The sequence below is a fragment of the Pseudonocardia phyllosphaerae genome, from assembly GCF_046546475.1.
GTDB lineage: Bacteria > Actinomycetota > Actinomycetes > Mycobacteriales > Pseudonocardiaceae > Pseudonocardia > Pseudonocardia phyllosphaerae.
Map to the genome: position 1 here is coordinate 44,070 of NZ_JBKGXS010000005.1, position 17,123 is coordinate 61,192.

Genomic DNA, 17,123 nt, shown 5'->3' on the forward strand with positions numbered 1-17,123 from the left:
GCGGGCGGCTCCGGGTTCAGCGCGTGCGCGCCTCGGCCAGGATCTCGGAGACGACCTGCTCCGCCAGCCCGGTGCTCGAGTTCCAGCTGGTCACGTCCGGGTAGACCTGCGCGGTCGTCGCCAGCCGCAGCCGGGTGTCCCCGACCCGCGAGCCGGGCTTGGTGCTGCCGTAGCCCAGCGGGTAGATCGGCTCCACGAACGGCGCCCGGAACACCCGCACGCCGGCGACGTCGGCCGCGGTGATCCGGTCCGGGTACAGCGCGACGAGCTGCTCGCTCCAACGTCGGGCGATGTCGGCCTCGGGCTCGGACTGCAGCGGCTCGTCGCGGCCGCAGTAGTGCATGGCGTAGACGACGTACTTCCCGCCGTAGCGTTCGGTGCCGGTGAGGGCGGACATCTCGACGACGCCGTCGAACTCGGTCCCCGAGCGCATCACCGGAGCCCAGTAGTGGCCGTCGAGCGGGCGATCCAGGAAGAACACCGCGTTGACCACGCCCTGGTAGCGCAGCTGCGGCGCCGGGACCTGCGGCGCGAGCGCCGGCGAGGCCAGCGCGGCGAGCGCGGGCAGCGGCAGCGTGGACACCGCGTCGTCGGCGACGACCTCGGTGCCGTCCGCGCAGCGCACCCGGACCTCGCGGTCGTCGGCGTCGACGCCCGCGACCGGGGTGGCGGTGCGCACCGTGCCGCCGCGCGCGGTGATGCCCGCGTGCAGCGCGTCGACGATCGAGGCGTAGCCGCCTTCCGGGTAGCCGCGGGTGGCGACGTTGCTCTCGCGGCCCAGGCGCTGCCACAGGTAGTTCGCCGGGACGTCGCCGAACGCGTCGCCGAACTTCCCGCCGAACATCGGGACGAACATCGACTCCCAGATGGTGTCGCCGTAGAGGCGGCGCAGCCAGTCCTCGGTGCGGACCCGGTCCAGGTCCCGGCCCCTGCCGAGGCGGCGCAGCGACACCGACACCGCGCCGAACCGGATCCGCTGCGGCAGCGTCAGCGCGTCGAAGCGCAGCAGGTCCAGCGCGGTGTTGAACGGGTACCGGTGCCCGTCGGCGACCATGCCCATCGTCGTGGGCTCCCACCGGACCCCGTCGGCGAGGCCGAGCTCGCCGAGCAGCGGGAGCAGGAACGTGTCCGAGGGCATCACGCAGTGGTAGAAGCGCTCCAGCGCGTGCCCGTCGTGGTCGAAGAACGTGCCGAGCCCGCCGAGCTGCGGGGCGCTCTCCAGCAGTGTCACCGCCCGCCCGGCCTGCGCGAGGCGGTACGCGGACACGAGCCCGGCGATGCCGCCGCCGAGCACGACGGCGCTGCGCCCGCCGGCGTCGCCGGGGACACCGGCGGCGACCGGGCCGGTGGTCGAGGCGGTCACAGGGACCGGTACGGCGCCGGCGCGAGCCGGTCGCGGACGAGGAGCTTCATGTACTGCATGATGGTACGGCGCAGCTTGAGTTTCGAGGTGCTGAGCTTGCGGTCGTACTGCAGCACCAGCGGGACCTCGGCGACGACCGGGTCGCAGTGCCGCAGCTTGAGCAGCAGCTCGACCATGCAGGCGAAGCCGCGCTCCTCGATCAGCCGCTCGCCGTAGTGCTTCGCGGCGCGGGCGATCAGCCCGACCCGGTAGGCGCGGAAACCGCTGGTGAAGTCGTGCACGCCGTCCATCCGCAGGACCCGGCGGAACGTGACGGCCGCGCCGCGGGACAGCAGCCGGCGGAACGGCGGGGCGGTGCTGTCGTCGCCGCCGGCGACGAACCGCGAGCAGATCGCGACGTCCGCGCCCCGCTCCAGCGCCCGGCGCAGCTCGGTCACCAGGTTCGGGTCGTGGGTGTCGTCGGCGTCCATCACGACGACGAGGTCGTCGGGGTCCGCCGCGTCGAGCACCGCGGTCAGCCCGGACCGGACGGCCTGGCCGAGCCCGAGGTTGCGCGGGTGCTGGACCAGCCGGACGTCGAGCCCGGGCCTGCCGGCCCGCGCGATCGCCGCCGTCTCGTCCGACGAACCGTCGTCGACGACCCAGACGACGAGCCGCTCGGTCCGGGCCGTCTCGGCCAGGCGGGCGAGCAGGTTCGGCAGTGATCCGGCCTCGTCGAAGGCCGGCAGGACGACGTGGGCGGTGGTCCGCGTCGTCGCCTCGACCGGTGCCGCCGGCGCCGGAACGGAGATGCGTCCGGTCGTCCCGGCCGTCAGGTCGTCGATCACAGTTGTTCCCCCAATAAGTCACTGTGTGTGAAATGCGGTTCGGATGATGCTCTCTCTGGGTGACTGCAAGGTGTTACCTCGGTTAACACCCATGTGGGCGAGATCAACCTACACCGAGGACTGGGTATGGTTCCGGTGCGTGACATCGTCTCGCACGAAGCTCACGCTCTGTCGAACGATTTCGACGATTGCACGATCGGCTTTCCCGAACGGCTGAACAGCTGAATGCATTGGGTGAGGATGCTGGAGGCACACCCGTGACAACGCAAGGTGACGACGTGCGCGACCGATCAGGGGTCCGCACCTACACCGCTGCGCCGACACCGACGTCGTGCCCGCGCCAGCCGACCCGCAACACCGGGTCCGGCTCCGACCGCTCCGCGACGGATCCCGCCCGCACCGGGTCCGGTTCCGGCCGCACCGGCACCGGGGAGCTCGCAGGGCTCGGCGCGCTGACGACGACGGCCGGGATCGGGGTCCCCGGGCGCCCGCTGGCCGAGCGCCTCAGCGCCCTGCCCGTGCTGCTGGTGCTCGTCGACGCCGCCGCGGCCGTCGCCGCGTCGCTGCTCGCAGGGCTCGGCCCGGGCCGCGCGACGCTGACCGTCGCCGTGCTGGTGGCGTGCCGGGCCCTGGCCGGGCTCTACCGCAAGCGGCTGCAGCTGTCCTTCGTCGCAGAGCTCCCGCGCGCGGCGGCCGCCACCGCGGTCGCGTTCGCGGTGCTGCTGCTCGCCGGGCACCACGGTGCCGACGACATCGCCCAGGTCGAGCAGGCCGTCGCCTGGTTCGTCGGGCTCGTCGTGCTCCCGCGTGCCGCGGTGTTCGAGGCGGGCCGGCAGGCGCGACGGCGCTGGGGCCGCTGCGAGCGGGCGGTGATCGTCGGCGTGACCGGCGTCGGCGTCGACCTCGCCGACAAGATGCTGACCCACCCCGAGTTCGGGCTGCGCCCGGTCGGCTTCGTCGACCGCGAGCCGAGCGGCCCGGGCCACCCGTCGGTGCCCCACCTCGGCGACGACGTCGTGCGCGCCGTGCGCGAGACGCGCGCCGGCTGCGTCGTCGTCGCGTTCGCCGAGGCCTCCGACAGCGACCTGGTCGACCTCGCGATCACCGCGCACCGGCTGAAGGTGTCGCTGCTGATCGTGCCGCGGTTCTTCGAGCTCTACCACGACGTCGCCAGCGTCGAGCGGCTCCGCTCCTACCCGCTGGTGCGCCTGGCACTGACGCCCACCGCCCGCCCCACCTGGTGGATCAAGCTGGCGCTGGACAAGATCCTCGCCGGGCTGGCCCTGCTGCTGCTCGCGCCGCTGCTGCTCGCCGTCGGGGTCGCCGTGGTGGCCGAGAGCGGCTTCCCGGTGCTCTTCCGGCAGGAGCGCGTCGGGCTCGACGGCCGGCTGTTCGAGCTCATGAAGTTCCGCAGCATGCGCCCGGCGACCGATGCCGAGTCCCGGACCCGCTGGAACATCGCGGGCGACCCCCGGGTCGGCCCGGTCGGCCGGTTCCTGCGCCGGACCTCGCTCGACGAGCTGCCCCAGCTGTGGAACGTGCTGCGCGGCGACATGAGCCTGGTCGGCCCGCGACCCGAGCGCCCCGGCTTCGTCCGGCAGTTCTCCGCCGAGCACACCCGCTACTGGGCCCGGCACCGCGTACCCACCGGGTTGACCGGGCTCGCGCAGGTCAACGGGCTGCGCGGGGACACCTCGATCGCCGACCGCGCCCGCTACGACAACTACTACATCGCGAACTGGTCGCTGTGGCTCGACCTGCGGATCGTCCTCATGACCACCCGGGAGCTGCTGCGCCGGGGCCAGCACTGATGCCCGCCCCGCAGCACCGCGCCCGCCGAACCGGAAGGTCGTCATGAAGGTCCTGCACGTCAGCCAGCCGGTCGAGACCGGGGTGCCGGGCGTCGTCCTGGCCCTCGCCGCCGACGAGCGTGCCCGCGGCCACGACGTGCACGTCGCGTGCCCGCCCGGCCCCGGGCTCGCCGACACGGCGGCCGCCGCGGGCGCGACCCACCACGCCTGGGCGGCGCGCCGCGCCCCGGGGCCGTGGGTCGCCGACGAGGCCGCCCGGCTCGGCCGGATCGTGCGCGACGTCGATCCCGACGTCGTCGTGCTGCACTCGGCCAAGGCCGGGCTCGCCGGGCGGATCGCGGTGCGCGGCCGTATCCCCACCGTGCTCGCCCCGCACGCCTGGTCGTTCGAGGCGGTGCACGGCGCGGTGGCGGCGGCGGTGCTGGCGGGGGAGCGGGCGCTGGCCCGCTGGACCGACCGCACCGTCTGCGTGTCGGAGGAGGAACGCGCCCGCGGCGTCGACGCCGGCATCGACGGGCCCTTCACCGTGGTCCCCAACGGCGTCGACACCGACCGGTTCGCCCCTGCCGACCGGGCCGCCGCCCGCGCCGAGCTGGGCGTCGCCGACCGGCCGACCGTGGTGTGCGTGGGCCGATTCGCCGAGCAGAAGGGCCACGACCTGCTGCTGGACGCCTGGCCCGCGGTGCTCGACCGGGGCCCGGACGCGCAGCTGCTGCTCGTCGGCGACGGGCCGCTGCGCGCCGACATCGAGCTCGCGGCCGCCCGCACCTCCGGGGTGCACCTGCTCGGCGCCCGCACCGACGTCGCCCGCTGGCTCGCCACCGCCGACGTCGTCGCCGCCCCGTCGCGGTGGGAGGGCGCCTCACTGGTCTCGCTGGAGGCGATGGCCGCCGGCCGCCCCGTCGTCGGCTTCGACGTCGGTGGGCTCGCCGACTCGGTCGGGGAGACCGGTGCGGCCCTGCGCCCCGGCGACGTCGACGGCCTGGCCCGCGCGCTGGCCGACCGGCTCGCCGACCCGGCCCGCGCCGCCCGCGACGGCGCCGCCGCCCGCGAGCGCGTGACGCGGCTGCGCGACCTGCGCGGCACCCTCGACGGCTGGCAGGCCGTTCTCGACGACGTCGTACGCGACGCCGTCCCCACTGCCGCACCCGTCCCGGGGGCGGGCCCGGAGGTCAGCGTCGTGCTCACCGTGCTCGACGAGGGCGAGGCACTCGACCGGGTCGCCGATGCGCTGCTGGCCCAGCTGCGCCCGGACGACGAGCTCGTCGTCTGCGACGGCGGCTCCACCGACGGCAGCCCGGAGCGGCTCGCCGCCCGCCAGGACCCGCGGGTCCGGCTGGAGGTCGTGCCCGGCGCCGGCATCTCGGCCGGGCGCAACATCGCGATCGACGTCGCCAAGCACGACGTCCTGGTCTGCACCGACGCCGGCTGCGTGCCCGATCCCGGGTTCGTCGACGCCTTCCGCACCGCGTTCGACCGCCCGGTCCCGCCCGCGCTGGCCGCCGGGGTCTACGGCGTGCTCGCCCGCAACGCCCTGGAACGTGCCCAGGCCGCGGCCTGCTACCCGCAGCCCGACGAGGCGGTCGACCCGGACGCGTTCGTGCGCGCCTACACCCGGGTGTTCGGCACCGGCCACGACCCGACGCTGTGCGTGGGCCGCTGCGTCGCGTTCACCCGCGAGGCCTGGCAGGACGCCGGGGGGTTCCCCGAGCACCTGCCCACCGGCGAGGACGTCGCGTTCGGCGTCGCGGTCGCCGCGGCGGGCGGGGACCGGGTGCAGGTGCCGGGTGCGCGGGTCGACTGGGTCCAGCGCGACGGCGTCGCCGCCACCTGGCGGATGTACCGCGGCTACGGCCGGGCCAGCACCGACGGCGGTGGCGGCGGGATGCTCGTGCGCGACGCGTTGCGCGGCAGCGCCTACCTGGTGGCGCCGCTGCTGGCCCGGCACCGGGCCGGGCGGGTCGCGCTCGCCGCCGGGGCGGCGGCATACCTGTCGCTGCCGCTGCGCCGCGCGTACCGCGCCGGGGCCGGCCCCGCCGCGGCCGCGCTGGTCCCGGTGGCGCTGGCGACCAAGGACCTCGGCAAGCTCGCCGGGGCGCTGCAGGGCGCCGGGCGCGTCGCCCGTCGCCGGCTCGGCCTGCAGGGGCCCCGGTGAGCCCGCGCCCGGGAACTCCGCGCCCGGTGCTGCTCGTGATGCCGTCGCTGGGGCACGGCGGGGCGGAGCGGCACGGCGTCCGGCTGGTCACCGCCCTGGACCGGGCCCGCTGGGCCCCGCACGTGCTCGTCCTCGACGACGGCCCGCTGCGCGCCGAGCTGGAGGCGGCCGGGATCGGCGTCCGCGTCGTCCCGGTGCCCGGCGGACCGCGCGGGCTGCGCGCCACCCGGGACGCGGTCCGCGCCGAGGTCGACGCCGTCCGTCCCGCGGTCGTGCTCGCCCAGCACCTGCGCGCCGACCTGCCGGTGCGCGCCGCGCTGGCCGGGACCGGCGTGCCCTACCTGTGCTTCAAGCACACCTACGGCCACATCGGGCACCGCGGGCTGCGCGAGCGGATGATCGAGAAGGCCACCGGCGGGGCGGTGACCCGCTACGGTGCGGTCTGCCACACCCAGGTCCGCTACCTGACCGGCGAGCTGGGTCTCGACCCGCGCCGGATCTCGGTGCTGCCCAACGCCGTGCCCGTCCCGGAAACCCCTCCCGCGCCCGCCACCGGCGACGCGGCGACGACCGTGCTCATGGCGGCCGCGATGCGCGCGGACAAGGACCACGACCTCGTGCTGCGCGCCTGGCCCGCGGTGCTGCGTGCCGTGCCGGAGGCCCGGCTGTGCCTGGCCGGGGACGGGCCGTGCCGGGCCGACCTGGAGCGCCGCGCCGCCGAGCTCGGGATCACGGGCTCGGTGGAGTTCCTCGGCGTCCGCGACGACGTCGAGGACCTGCTGGCAGGCAGCCGCGCCCTGGTCCTGGCCTCCTACGCCGTCGAGTGCTTCCCCTACGCCGTGCTGGAGGCGATGGCCGCCGCCCGCGCCGTGGTCTCCACCGACGTCGCGGGCCTGCCCGAGATGGTCGACGACGGCGTCACCGGCCGGCTCGTCCCGCCGCACGACCCGGACGCCCTCGCCGCCGCGCTGGTCGAGTCGCTGTCCCCGGCCGCCGACGGCTGGGGCGCAGCCGGGCACGCCCGTGCCGCGACGGTGTTCCCGTACGACGGCTGGGCTGCCCGCGCCGACGCGCTGCTGCAGACGGTCGCCGGGACTCCCGGCCGCACGGAGCACGGTGATCCGCCCGGCGCTGCGCCGGACGGCGGGTGTGACGTGCGCCGGGCCGAGCCCGGGGCGATAACGCCGCCTGCCGCCGTACCGACCTCCTCCGCGGAGGGCCACAGACCGTGACGACCGAACGCACGACCGAACGAGGAGTGTCCGCACCGTGTTGAGCAGCACCCGCCGGTGGCCCGTGATGACCGTGCGCCGTGCCGCCGTCCTGATGGGCACGTTGTTCCTGGTCGGCCTGCTGGCCGGGCTGGTCGTCGACCAGCTGCGGCCCGCGTCCTGGAAGGCGGGCACCGACGTGCTCGTGCGGACCTGGTCGACCGACTCGCTGCTGCTCACCGGGCAGCCCGCCGAGCTGACCACCGCCGACCAGGCCGACGCCGCGACCGTCGCGGTCTCCGAGCCCGTCCTGACCCGCGCCGCGGCCACGCTGGGCGCCGGGATGGACTGGCACGAGCTCACGACGACCGTGACCGCCGAACCGGTACCCAGCTCGCACCTGGTCCGGATCACCGCCACCGGCACCGACGAGCGCACCGCCGCCGCCCGCGCCGACGCCGTCGCCGCCGCCTTCGCCGACCTGCGCAAGGAGCAGCTCGACGCGGCCGCGGCCGGGCTCGTGCGGACCCCGGCCGGGGCGACCAGCGCCGACGTGCGGCTGCGGTCGCAGCTGCTGATCGGGGCCACCCGCCCGCTGGAGGTGTTCCGCACCGCGGTGCCGGAGCAGACCTCGCCCGGGGTCACGCTGCCCGCCTCGGCCGCGATCGTCGGACTCGGCGTGGGGGCGCTGGTCGTGCTGGCGCTGACCACGCTGCGGCCCGCCCTCGGCACCGGGCGCGACGCCCAGCGCGCGGGGGCGCTGCCCGGCGTCGACTTCGACCCGGCGCGCTCCGGGGTCGACGCGGGCGAGGAGCTCGCCCGGATGCTCGGCACCCTGGTCGACGACGGACGGCGCGGCGCCCTGCACGTCATGCCGATCGTCCCGGCCGCCGACAAGGACGCTTCGGCGGTCGTCGAGTGGGTGCACGAGCGGGGCTACGGCAGCGCCGCCCCGGTCCTGCTGCCCGAGCCGACCGCGGCGGTGCTGCGGCCGCGGCCGCTGTCGAACGCGGTGCTCGCGCTCGCCCTCGTCGTCCCCGCCGGGACCAGCCGGGAGCAGCTGCGCGACGCGCTGCGGCTGCTGCGGCCGTGGCGGGCCGCCGACGTGGTCGTCGTGACGGCGTGACCGGGCGTGCTGCCGTGCGTGGCCGCGCAGCCGTGAGCGTGCGCCGGTGACCCGCCCCGACATCGGCGCTGGTCCCGGCACCGACCCCGGCATCGATACCGCTCCTGGACGGGTCTCCGCTCGGCCCGCGCGACGGGTGCCGCTCGCGCTCGTCGTCGCGCCGGTGGCGGCCGTCGCGGTGCTGCTCACCGCCGTGCTCACCGTGCGGGACCCGGCGGGCGGTCCGCTGCTCGCGGCCGGCGCCGTGGCCGGCCTGGTCGCCGCCCTGGGTGCGGCACTGCTGCTGTACCGGCGGCCGTGGCTGGCGCCGTGGGGCGTGATCCTGCTGTTCTCGACCACGGCCGAGCTGCGTGTGCGCCTCGGTGGCCCGGTCGGTGCGGCGAAGGACCTGCTCGTCGCCCTGCTCGTGGTGGTCCTCGCCGCGCAGCTGCTCGGCGACGGCCGTGCACTGGCCCGGCTGCGCACCCACGCGTTCCCGCTGGGGGCCCTGGGCCTGCTCGTCGCGCTGTACCTGCTCGACCCGGCCGGGCAGTGGGGGCTGTCCTGGGTGTTCGGGTCGCGGATGCTGCTGGAGGGGCTGCTCCTGCTCATGATCGGGCTGCTGTGCGCGCAGCCCGAACGCACCACCGCCCACCTCGTGCGGGCGCTGACCGTCGTGCTGCCCGTGCAGGCCGCACTCGCCTGGGCCCAGCAGGCCGCCGGGGCCGACGCGCTGATGCACAGCTGGGGCTACCAGTGGGGTGCCCAGGTGCGGGTCACCTCCGACGGCGGGCTGCGTACCACCGGCGCGTTCGAGGACCCGTTCCAGCTGGCCGCGCTGGCGGTGCTCGGCACCGCCGTCGCGCTGTTCCTGGCCTCGCGCACCCAGGCCGTGATCCTGCTGGTGAGCGCGGCCGCGGTACTGGCGGCGACGTCGGTGCGCACCGCGGCGCTGCAGGTCGCGATCGCCGCGCTGGTGTGGATGGTGCGCCGCGGCTGGGCGCGCCAGGCCGCCGTGCTGGCCGTCCCGGCCGTCGCCGCGGTGCTGTACCTGCTGGCGACGACGACCACCGCGCTCTACCCGGGCGCTCCGGAGACCCCGCTGCTGTTCGGTCTCAACGGCCGCTCGACGGCCTGGTCCCAGGCCGTCACCGGGCCCTGGTCGGCGGTGGCGGGCAACGGCGTCGGCGAGGTCGGGACCGGCTCCGACCGGGCGGCCACGCTGATCTCCGCGCCGCCGGAGTACGACCCGGAGGTCGAGCCGGAGGCCGAGATCGCAGGCAGCTCGGCGTTCCTCGACTCCGCCTACGCCCAGGTCCAGTCCGACGTCGGGCTGCCCGGCACCGTCGCGCTGCTCGTGTGGATCGCGGCCACCGGCCGGTTCCTGCTGTGCACCGCCCGCACCGGCGGCCGCTGGGGTGCCCCGGCGGCCTGGGCGGGGACGACCGTGCTCGCGGCGAGCGCCGTCGACTGGGTGGGCCGCTCGTCGCTGTCGAGCTACACCACCGGCTTCCTGACCCTCTACGTGCTCGGGGTGCTGCTGGCCGCGGCGACCGCAGAGCACGACCGGCACACCGAGCTCGACGCGGGGGAGACCGTCCGATGACCGTCCAGGAGCAGACGCGCGACGCCGGACGGCTCGCCCGGGTCGGGCTGGCCGCGGCGATGGTGTCGCGGGTGCTCGGCCGGCTGGTCGGGGTGCTGCTGGTGGTGCTGCTCGCCCGCGAGGCCGCCCCGGAGACCGTCGCGGTCTACGGCTACCTGCTCGGCACCGCCACCCTCGTCGCGACGCTCACCGACCTCGGCGTCGCCGGGATTGCCGGGCGCGAGGTCGCCGCCGGACGGCTGCCCGCCGGCCCGGCGCTGTACGCGGCGCTGCTGCCCCAGGCGGTGTCGATCGCCGGCGCGGTCGCGGTGACCGTGACGCTGACCCTGCTCGCCGGCCCGGCCGGGGTGCCGCCTGCGGCGCTGCTGCTGACGTCGCTGTTCGTCGTCGTCGCCGGGTTCGTGAACCTGTGGTCGGAGCTGCTGCGGGCCTCCGGGCGTGTCGTGGCCGAGGCGGTGCTGCAGGTCGGGTCCGCGGTGCTGCTCGTCGGCTCCGGGATCGCCGTCGTCGTCTCCGGCGGGGACGCGGTCGCGCTGCTGGCGGTGGTGCTGGCGAAGGAGACGGCGCTGCTGGTGGTGCTGGTGGCGCTGGTGCGCCCGCGCCGCGACCTCGGCGTCGTCCGGAGCCGGGCGCTGCTGGGGCAGAGCCTGTGGCTGGCCGCGGGCGGGATCGGGATCATCCTGCTGTGGCGCCAGGGCACCGTCGTCGTCGGTGCGACCGCGCCGGTCGCGGCGCTGGCCGCCTACGTCGTCGCCTCCCGCTTCCTCGACGCCGGCGTCACCGTCGCGCACACCGCCGGGTTCGGGCTGGTCCCCGGCATGTCCGGGCTGGCCGCCGGCGACGACCGGGCCGCGTTCCGCCGCGAGGCCCGGCGCCTGGTGCTCGGCGCCGCCGGGGTCGGCGTCGTCGTCGGGGTGGCCGGGGTCGCGCTGGCAGGCCCGCTGACGACGGGCCTGTTCGGCGACCGCTGGGCCGGTGCCGTCGACGCCGTCCGCATGATCGCGGTGATCGCGCTGCCGATGCTCGTCGCCTACGTGTGCTGGACGCTGCTGCTCGCGCTCGGCCGGGTGCGGCGGATCGCCGCCGTCGCCGGGGCCGCGTCGGCGACCGGGGTCGTGACGAGCCTGCTGTGGACCCTCGCCGACCCCAGCCCGTTCGGTGCCGTGGCCGGGACCGCCGCCGGAGCGGTGGTGCTCGCCGCCGGGTTCCTCACCGGGGTGCGCGACCAGCTGGTGTGATCACCGGCCGCGCAGCCACTCCTGGCTCTGCCGGAACGCGCCCAGCGCCGGTTTCGGCGAGCCGTCCCGGTTGAGCAGCCCGAACTCGTTCTCGTACGGCGTCGAGTCGTCGCGGTCGACGAGGGTGAACCAGAACGCGTGCGAGACGTACGGGTACCGCTGCTGCACCTGCTGCACGGCCTCGCTCAGGTAGCGGGCCTGGGTGCCGGGGTCGACGCCGGGGCGGTCGCCGGTGTCCGCGGTCGTCCAGCCGAACTCGGTGAACCAGATCGGTTTGGCCGCGTCGCCGCGCTCGACCATGAGCCGGCGCAGGTCGGGCAGCGACGTCAGCCGGTACCGGCGTCCTTCGGGCGGCGCGTCGGGCGGCGCGGTGGCCGGGTCCAGGTAGGGGTGCACGGCGACGGCGTCGAACCAGCCCGCGGCGCCGGTGTCGTAGAGGCGCCGGTACCAGTCGACGTCGACGCCGCTGGTCCCGGCGGTGACGACCAGCGCGTCCGGTGAACCGGCCTTCACCCCGCGGTACCCGGCCTGCAGGAACGGCACGTAGCGCTCGGGGTCGCCGTTGCCACAGCCGCCGAAGCAGTCCGGCTCGTTGGCGATCTGCCAGGCCGCGACCTGCCCGCGGTAGCGCCCGGCCAGGTAGGTCATGACGCGGGTGAACTCGGCGTCGTCGTCGGGGTAGCCGTTGTACTGGGCGTCCGCGCCGCCGGCCCAGGCGGGCGGGCAGCCGACCATCATCAGCACCTGCAGGCCGCGGGCCCGGGCGTCGCGTACGACGGTGTCCATCCGGTCCTGGTACCAGGACGACACCTGTCCGGGGCCCTGTTCCTCGAGGCTGCACCAGCCGGAGTCGACCCGGATCCAGGAGGCGCCGTTGTCGCGGGCGGTGTCGAGCAGGTGCTCACGGTCGTCCCAGTCCCGCCACAGCGCCAGCACGGTCACCCCGAGCTGCAGCGGGGCGGGGCGGGCCCCGGCGGCGCGGGCCGTGCCGGTGGCCGGGTCCGGGCCGGCCGGTCCGGGCCCGGGAGGCCGGGACGGTGACGCCACGGCGACCGCGGTCACCGCGACCGCCGCGGCGACCAGCACGACGACCGCGACGAGCAGCGCACGCAGCCGCGTCATGCCGCGGACCTCTCGTGCCGGTGCGCGGCCGCGGCGACCAGCAGCGCGACGAACGCGAGCGCGGTCAGCACCGCCTGCCCGCCCTCCGGGCGCCACCCTCCGGACCCGGCGAGCGGCAGCAGACCGGCGGCGACCAGCGTCACCATCGCGGTGATCGCGGCGACCCGCGCCGCCCCGGCCGCGGGGGTGCGCAGCTGCTCGGCCGCGGCCAGCACCATCACCGGGAACAGCAACAGCAGGTCGTAGGAGCAGTGCGGGCCGACGAGCACACCGCCGGTCGTCGCGGCGAACGCACCGAGCGCGGGCAGCCCGGTGCGGTGCAGCCGCCGTCCGGCCCAGATCCCGCCGGCCAGCGCGACGACCACGAGCACCGGCGTGAGCAGCTCGGGCAGCCCGTACCGGTACACCGTCGCCGGCAGGTCGATCCACGGGATGCCGTCGGTGTGGTTCTGGTCGTAGCGCGAGTGCCGGCCGCCGACGGCCGCGGGAAGGCCCAGCACCCAGCCCGCGACACCGGTCCCGGCGATCCACCCGCCGACGGCCAGGCTCAGCACCGCGGTCACGACGAGCGCCCACAGCAGGTCGCGCCACCGCCGGGCCGCGACGAGCGTGACGGTCAGCGCGATCCCGGCCTGCGGCTTGGCGAACGTGGCGGCGGTCAGCGTGGTGCGCGCCCACGGGGCGAGCCCGGGTGCGATGACCGTGGTCGCGGCGGCGACGGCCGCGACCGGCCCCCACAGCGCCGACGGCTGGCCGAGTCCGTGCGCGATCGTCGTCGGCCGCCAGAACCAGACCGCGATGACCCCGGCCGACGCGGCGCCGAGCGCGACGGTGCGGCCGACCGGCGCGCCGCCGTGCAGCAGCCGGGCGGCGGCCCAGCCGGTCCAGGCACCCATCGCGGCCAGCGCCACCCCGGTGACCGCGGACCACACCAGCGTCGCGACCGGCCACGGCAGCGGCCACGCCCACGCCGTCAGCAGCAGGTGCGACGGCGTGTACGGGCTGAAGCCCTGGGTGTGCGGGAACAGCGCGAGGAACGAGGGTTCGTCGTAGGGGTCGCCGCCCGCGCCGAGCATGCGTCCCGGGAGCCACACGGCGTCCCGGAAGTCGCTCATGATCAGGTTCGTGTAGGGGAAGCGGGCGTCGACCGGGATCCGCCCGGCCCAGCTGACCAGCACGTAGCGCAGGGTGAGCAGCCCCGCGGCGGCCGCGAGCAGCACCGACCCGGCCCGCGCGACCCGCGGCGGGACCCGGCGTTCCAGCACGGCGCTCATGCGGGCACCTGCTCGGGACGGCTCCCGGCGCGGGCGACGTCGCGGGTCGCGAACCCGGCCCGGGCCCGGATCCGGGCGGCGTGCTCCCCGGTCCCGACGACGTCGAACCGCTCGCGCAGCATGTCCAGCACCGCGGTGAGCAGCCGGGCCTTCTCCGGCCCCGGCACCGCCATTCCCGGGAAGAACGCCATGCCCGGCGCCTCGGTCGCGTCGAGGACGTCGGTGGGGTGCAGCAGGAACGTCGGCTCCACCCCGCGCAGCAGGCAGAGCCGCAGCGCGGTGCGGAAGTAGGTCAGCGCCAGCCGCGGCGACGCCTGGTGCAGCTGCAGCAGGTAGGAGCCGTGGATCGGGACCCGGGCCAGCGGCATCGTCGTCACCGGCAGCTCCAGCACCCCGGTCCCGGACCAGACGTGCGGGCGCAGCGGGCCGACGGCGTCGGAGACCGGGCCGAACAGCTCACCGGCGTCGGTCGTCGCGGCGGAGCGGTTGTGGAACGCGCGGGCCAGCGGCCCGATCCAGGTGGGCAGCGCGGTGGAGTCGTAGGTGTAGCCGTGCCGGTCGAGCACCCGCACCAGCCCGGGGGTGAGGCTGAACCCGGGCCCGCGGAACCCGACCGGGCGGGGCGCACCGGCGGCGACGATCGCGTCGCCGGTGTCGACGACCTCGGCCTCCAGCTCGGCGGGGGAGTAGCGGTGCAGCCACGGCTCGTGGCCCCAGGAGTGGTTGGCGACCTCGTGCCCGGCGGCGTGGAACGCGGCGACCGCGGCCGCGCCGTCGTCGCGGGCGGCGTCGGCGCCGACGACGAACACGGTGCTGCGCAGCCCGTGCCCGCCGAGCGCCTCGAGCAGCCGTGGGACGGCGGTGGGCAGGAACGACGGCCGGGACTCCCAGGCGGGGTCGCCGTGGGTCTTGAGGTAGGCCCAGAGGTTGTCGAGGTCGAGCGAGACGCTCGCCGTCGGGCGGGGGGTCACGAGCGGGCTCCGTCCGGGAGGGCGCTGCCGGGGGTCGGGTCAGTTGCCGGGTCGGGTGCGGGTGCGGGTGCCGGTCCGGGTGCGGCGGCGTGCCCGCGGGCGTCGTCGACCGGCCGTCCGACCACGGCCATCGCGGCGACCGCGGCGGTGACCAGCACCAGCCCGGCGGCGACCCACCAGCCGCGGCCGTCGACGACGGCGTCGCCGAGCACGGCCAGGCCGGCGGCGGAGGCGACCACGCACGTCGTCGCGTCCATCGACGCGGCCGCGGCGGTCGCCGACCCGCGCTGCAGCGCCCCGGCCAGCATCAGCTGCCCGACGAGCGCGGAGCCGACCATCAGCCAGGCCAGCGGGGACAGCGCCATCGCCCACACCGACCCCAGCCCGGCGACCGGGCGGGCGGCGATCGCGAGGATCGCGAACGCGATCCCCGCCAGCACCCCCATCGCGACGACGCCGCGGCCGCCGTGCAGCCGTGACGCCGGGACCGCGGCGGCCGCGGTCACGGCCAGACCGGCGAGCAACGTCCAGCCGAGCACCGGGCCGACGGTCCCCGCGGTGCTCGGGTGCGCGGCGCCGACGAGCAGCACGAGCCCGCCGAGCAGCACGACCAGCGCGACGACCTCGGCCCGCCCGACGCGCCAGCCGAGGACGAACCAGGCCAGCACCGCGGCCACCCCGACCGCGGCCGAGGACCCGGCCTGCACCAGGAACAGCGGGAGCGTGCCGCGGGCCAGGAACGCGAGCACGAACGCGGCGACCTGGGCGGTGAAGCCGAGCAGGTACACGCGGTCGGTGGCCAGCCGGGCCAGCAGGCCGGGGTCGACGCCGCCACGCCGCTCGGCGCGCCGAGCGGCGTAGGTCTGGCAGACGATCCCGATCGCGGCCGCGACGGCGGACGCGACCAGTGCTGCGTATCCCACGGGTCCCTCTCCTGGCCCGGCGGATCCTCCACCGGGCCGGTCGTGGCGCGACGGCGCCGAAATGATCACTTCATCGCGGAACGGGCCGCCGCGGTCAGCCGGTGAACGACTCGGGGCGCTCGGCCCGGCCCAGCAGCCAGGCCACGGCCTGCGCGCTGCGGGCGGCGGCGCGGCCGTCGCCGAACGGGTTGGGGGCGGTGGGCAGCGACCGGTCCTCGGCGAGCAGCTCCTTCGCGGCGGCGACGATGGCGCCGTCGTCGGTGCCGACGAGCCGGGCCCAGCCGGCCTCGACCGCCTCGGTCCGCTCGGTGACGTCGCGCAGCACCAGCACCGGGACCCGGAACGTCGGCGCCTCCTCCTGGATCCCGCCGGAGTCCGACAGCACCAGGGTGGCCCGCGACAGCATCCGGCACAGGTCCCGGTAGGGCAGCGGGTCGGTGACGACGATGCGCGGCTCCCCGGCCAGCGCGGCGTCGACCTGGGCCCGCACGGCCGGGTTGGCGTGCGCGGGCAGCACGCACACCACGTCCGGGTGCGCCTCGACGATCTCGCGGACCGCGCGCAGCACCCTGTTCAGCGGGGCGCCCCAGGACTCGCGGCGGTGTGCGGTGACCAGCAGCAGGCGCCGGCGGCCTGCGGCGACCTCGGCGTCGACGGCGGCCAGCTCGGGCGTGGTGGGCGGGGTTCCGACGGCGTGCGCGGCGATCGCGGCGGCGGCGTCGACGACGGTGTTGCCGACCCGCAGCAGCCGTGGCCCGTCGACACCCTCGGCGCGCAGCGCGGCCTCGGCGGTCGCGGTCGGGGCGAGGTGCAGGTCGGCGAACACCCCGAGCATGCGCCGGTTGGCCTCCTCCGGGAACGGCGCGGCGAGGTCGCCGGACCGCAGCCCCGCCTCCAGGTGCACGACCGGCACGTGCCGCCACATCGCGACCAGCCCGCCGACGAGCGCCGATGTGGTGTCGCCCTGGACGACGACGGCCGACGAGCCACCGGCGACGACGGCGTCGAGCTCGGGGACCAGCCGGGCGACGAGCTCGGCCTGCTCGCCGGAGCGGCGGTCCAGGGTGAGGGTGACGTCCGGGACGAGGCCGAAGTCGGCGAGGGTGTCCCGGACCATGGCCGGGTGCTGGCCGGTGGCGACGAGAACCGGGTCGACGAGGCTGGCGGCACGCATCTCCAGCGCGAGCGGGGCGAGCTTCACGGCCTCGGGGCGGGTCCCGACGACGAGGTGGACGATCGAGTTCACGGGTCCATCTAACCGATTCGGCACCGCCGGATCGACACGGGACGGGCATCGAATTCGCTTCCGCGCGAAGAACTTTCCGGATGATCGACGCTGCGTACCGGGACGGTTCGCGAGGGTGGCGACACGCCGTGCTCCGCCCCGAACGGTCGCCGCCTCCGTGGGCGAACGCTCACCAGTTTCCGAAGGCGCGCACCCGATCGCGTAAGCGCCCCCGGGAACGGGTGAGCGTCCGCGGAGCGACGACCGGCCGGGAGCGGTCCCCGAGGTGTGT

At 76.4% G+C, this 17,123-nt stretch carries 13 protein-coding genes; 6 read left to right on the forward strand and 7 right to left on the reverse strand.

The annotated features are described in order from the left end of the window. Positions 1-16 precede the first annotated feature (16 nt). A complete protein-coding gene (locus ACLE50_RS12330; RefSeq protein ID WP_410943625.1) occupies positions 17-1,363 on the reverse strand; it encodes an FAD-dependent oxidoreductase in 1,347 nt (448 codons plus the stop codon). Next, positions 1,360-2,190, reverse strand: coding sequence for a glycosyltransferase (locus tag ACLE50_RS12335; protein ID WP_410943626.1), 831 nt, complete (start codon positions 2,188-2,190; stop codon positions 1,360-1,362). Before ACLE50_RS12335 ends, ACLE50_RS12330 begins: the two co-directional genes overlap by 4 nt. Positions 2,191-2,468: 278 nt before the next feature. Between ACLE50_RS12335 and ACLE50_RS12340 the strand changes: the two genes are divergently transcribed. Genes ACLE50_RS12340 through ACLE50_RS12365 form a run of 6 tightly spaced genes read left to right on the forward strand, consistent with a single transcriptional unit; the run spans position 2,469 to position 11,316 of the window. Next, positions 2,469-4,001 carry a sugar transferase gene (locus ACLE50_RS12340; RefSeq protein ID WP_410943627.1) on the forward strand — a complete coding sequence of 511 codons (1,533 nt, stop codon included), beginning with the start codon at positions 2,469-2,471 and terminating at the stop codon, positions 3,999-4,001. Between the two features lie 43 nt (positions 4,002-4,044). Then, the gene (locus ACLE50_RS12345; protein WP_410943628.1) at positions 4,045-6,156 is read left to right on the forward strand and encodes a glycosyltransferase; all 2,112 of its coding nucleotides are present in this window, start codon (positions 4,045-4,047) and stop codon (positions 6,154-6,156) included. Then, positions 6,153-7,388, forward strand: coding sequence for a glycosyltransferase (locus ACLE50_RS12350; RefSeq protein ID WP_410943629.1), 1,236 nt, complete (start codon positions 6,153-6,155; stop codon positions 7,386-7,388). The genes ACLE50_RS12345 and ACLE50_RS12350 overlap by 4 nt, the downstream gene beginning before the upstream one ends. Before the next feature lie 37 nt (positions 7,389-7,425). Continuing rightward, the gene (locus ACLE50_RS12355; protein ID WP_410943630.1) at positions 7,426-8,493 is read left to right on the forward strand and encodes a YveK family protein; all 1,068 of its coding nucleotides are present in this window, start codon (positions 7,426-7,428) and stop codon (positions 8,491-8,493) included. Between the two features lie 46 nt (positions 8,494-8,539). Then, entirely contained in the window at positions 8,540-10,078 is a 1,539-nt protein-coding gene (locus ACLE50_RS12360; protein WP_410943631.1) for a hypothetical protein, read from the forward strand. Then, on the forward strand, positions 10,075-11,316 hold the full coding sequence (locus ACLE50_RS12365; protein ID WP_410943632.1) for a lipopolysaccharide biosynthesis protein: 1,242 nt from the start codon (positions 10,075-10,077) through the stop codon (positions 11,314-11,316). The genes ACLE50_RS12360 and ACLE50_RS12365 overlap by 4 nt, the downstream gene beginning before the upstream one ends. Here ACLE50_RS12365 and ACLE50_RS12370 read toward each other — a convergent pair whose 3' ends face one another. The 5 genes from ACLE50_RS12370 to wecB all read right to left on the reverse strand — a co-directional run bounded on the left by ACLE50_RS12370 (position 11,317) and on the right by wecB (position 16,852). Next, entirely contained in the window at positions 11,317-12,438 is a 1,122-nt protein-coding gene (locus tag ACLE50_RS12370; RefSeq protein WP_410943633.1) for a cellulase family glycosylhydrolase, read from the reverse strand. It lies immediately after the preceding gene. Next, complete coding sequence (locus ACLE50_RS12375) at positions 12,435-13,712, reverse strand: glycosyltransferase family 87 protein (protein ID WP_410943634.1); 1,278 nt, start codon at positions 13,710-13,712, stop codon at positions 12,435-12,437. Before ACLE50_RS12375 ends, ACLE50_RS12370 begins: the two co-directional genes overlap by 4 nt. After that, a complete protein-coding gene (locus ACLE50_RS12380; protein WP_410943635.1) occupies positions 13,709-14,683 on the reverse strand; it encodes a polysaccharide deacetylase family protein in 975 nt (324 codons plus the stop codon). Before ACLE50_RS12380 ends, ACLE50_RS12375 begins: the two co-directional genes overlap by 4 nt. Beyond that, positions 14,680-15,606, reverse strand: coding sequence for a hypothetical protein (locus ACLE50_RS12385; RefSeq protein WP_410943636.1), 927 nt, complete (start codon positions 15,604-15,606; stop codon positions 14,680-14,682). Before ACLE50_RS12385 ends, ACLE50_RS12380 begins: the two co-directional genes overlap by 4 nt. Before the next feature lie 94 nt (positions 15,607-15,700). Further along, positions 15,701-16,852, reverse strand: coding sequence for a non-hydrolyzing UDP-N-acetylglucosamine 2-epimerase (wecB, locus tag ACLE50_RS12390; protein ID WP_410943637.1), 1,152 nt, complete (start codon positions 16,850-16,852; stop codon positions 15,701-15,703). Positions 16,853-17,123: the final 271 nt, after the last annotated feature.

What these genes read in the sequence shown, in the direction of transcription:
- ACLE50_RS12345 (WP_410943628.1), top strand. Translation starts at nt 4,045, where the DNA reads ATGAAGGTCCTGCACGTCAGCCAGCCGGTCGAGACCGGGGTGCCGGGC.
- ACLE50_RS12365 (WP_410943632.1), top strand. Translation starts at nt 10,075, where the DNA reads ATGACCGTCCAGGAGCAGACGCGCGACGCCGGACGGCTCGCCCGGGTC.
- ACLE50_RS12370 (WP_410943633.1), bottom strand. Translation starts at nt 12,438, where the DNA reads ATGACGCGGCTGCGTGCGCTGCTCGTCGCGGTCGTCGTGCTGGTCGCC.
- ACLE50_RS12375 (WP_410943634.1), bottom strand. Translation starts at nt 13,712, where the DNA reads ATGAGCGCCGTGCTGGAACGCCGGGTCCCGCCGCGGGTCGCGCGGGCC.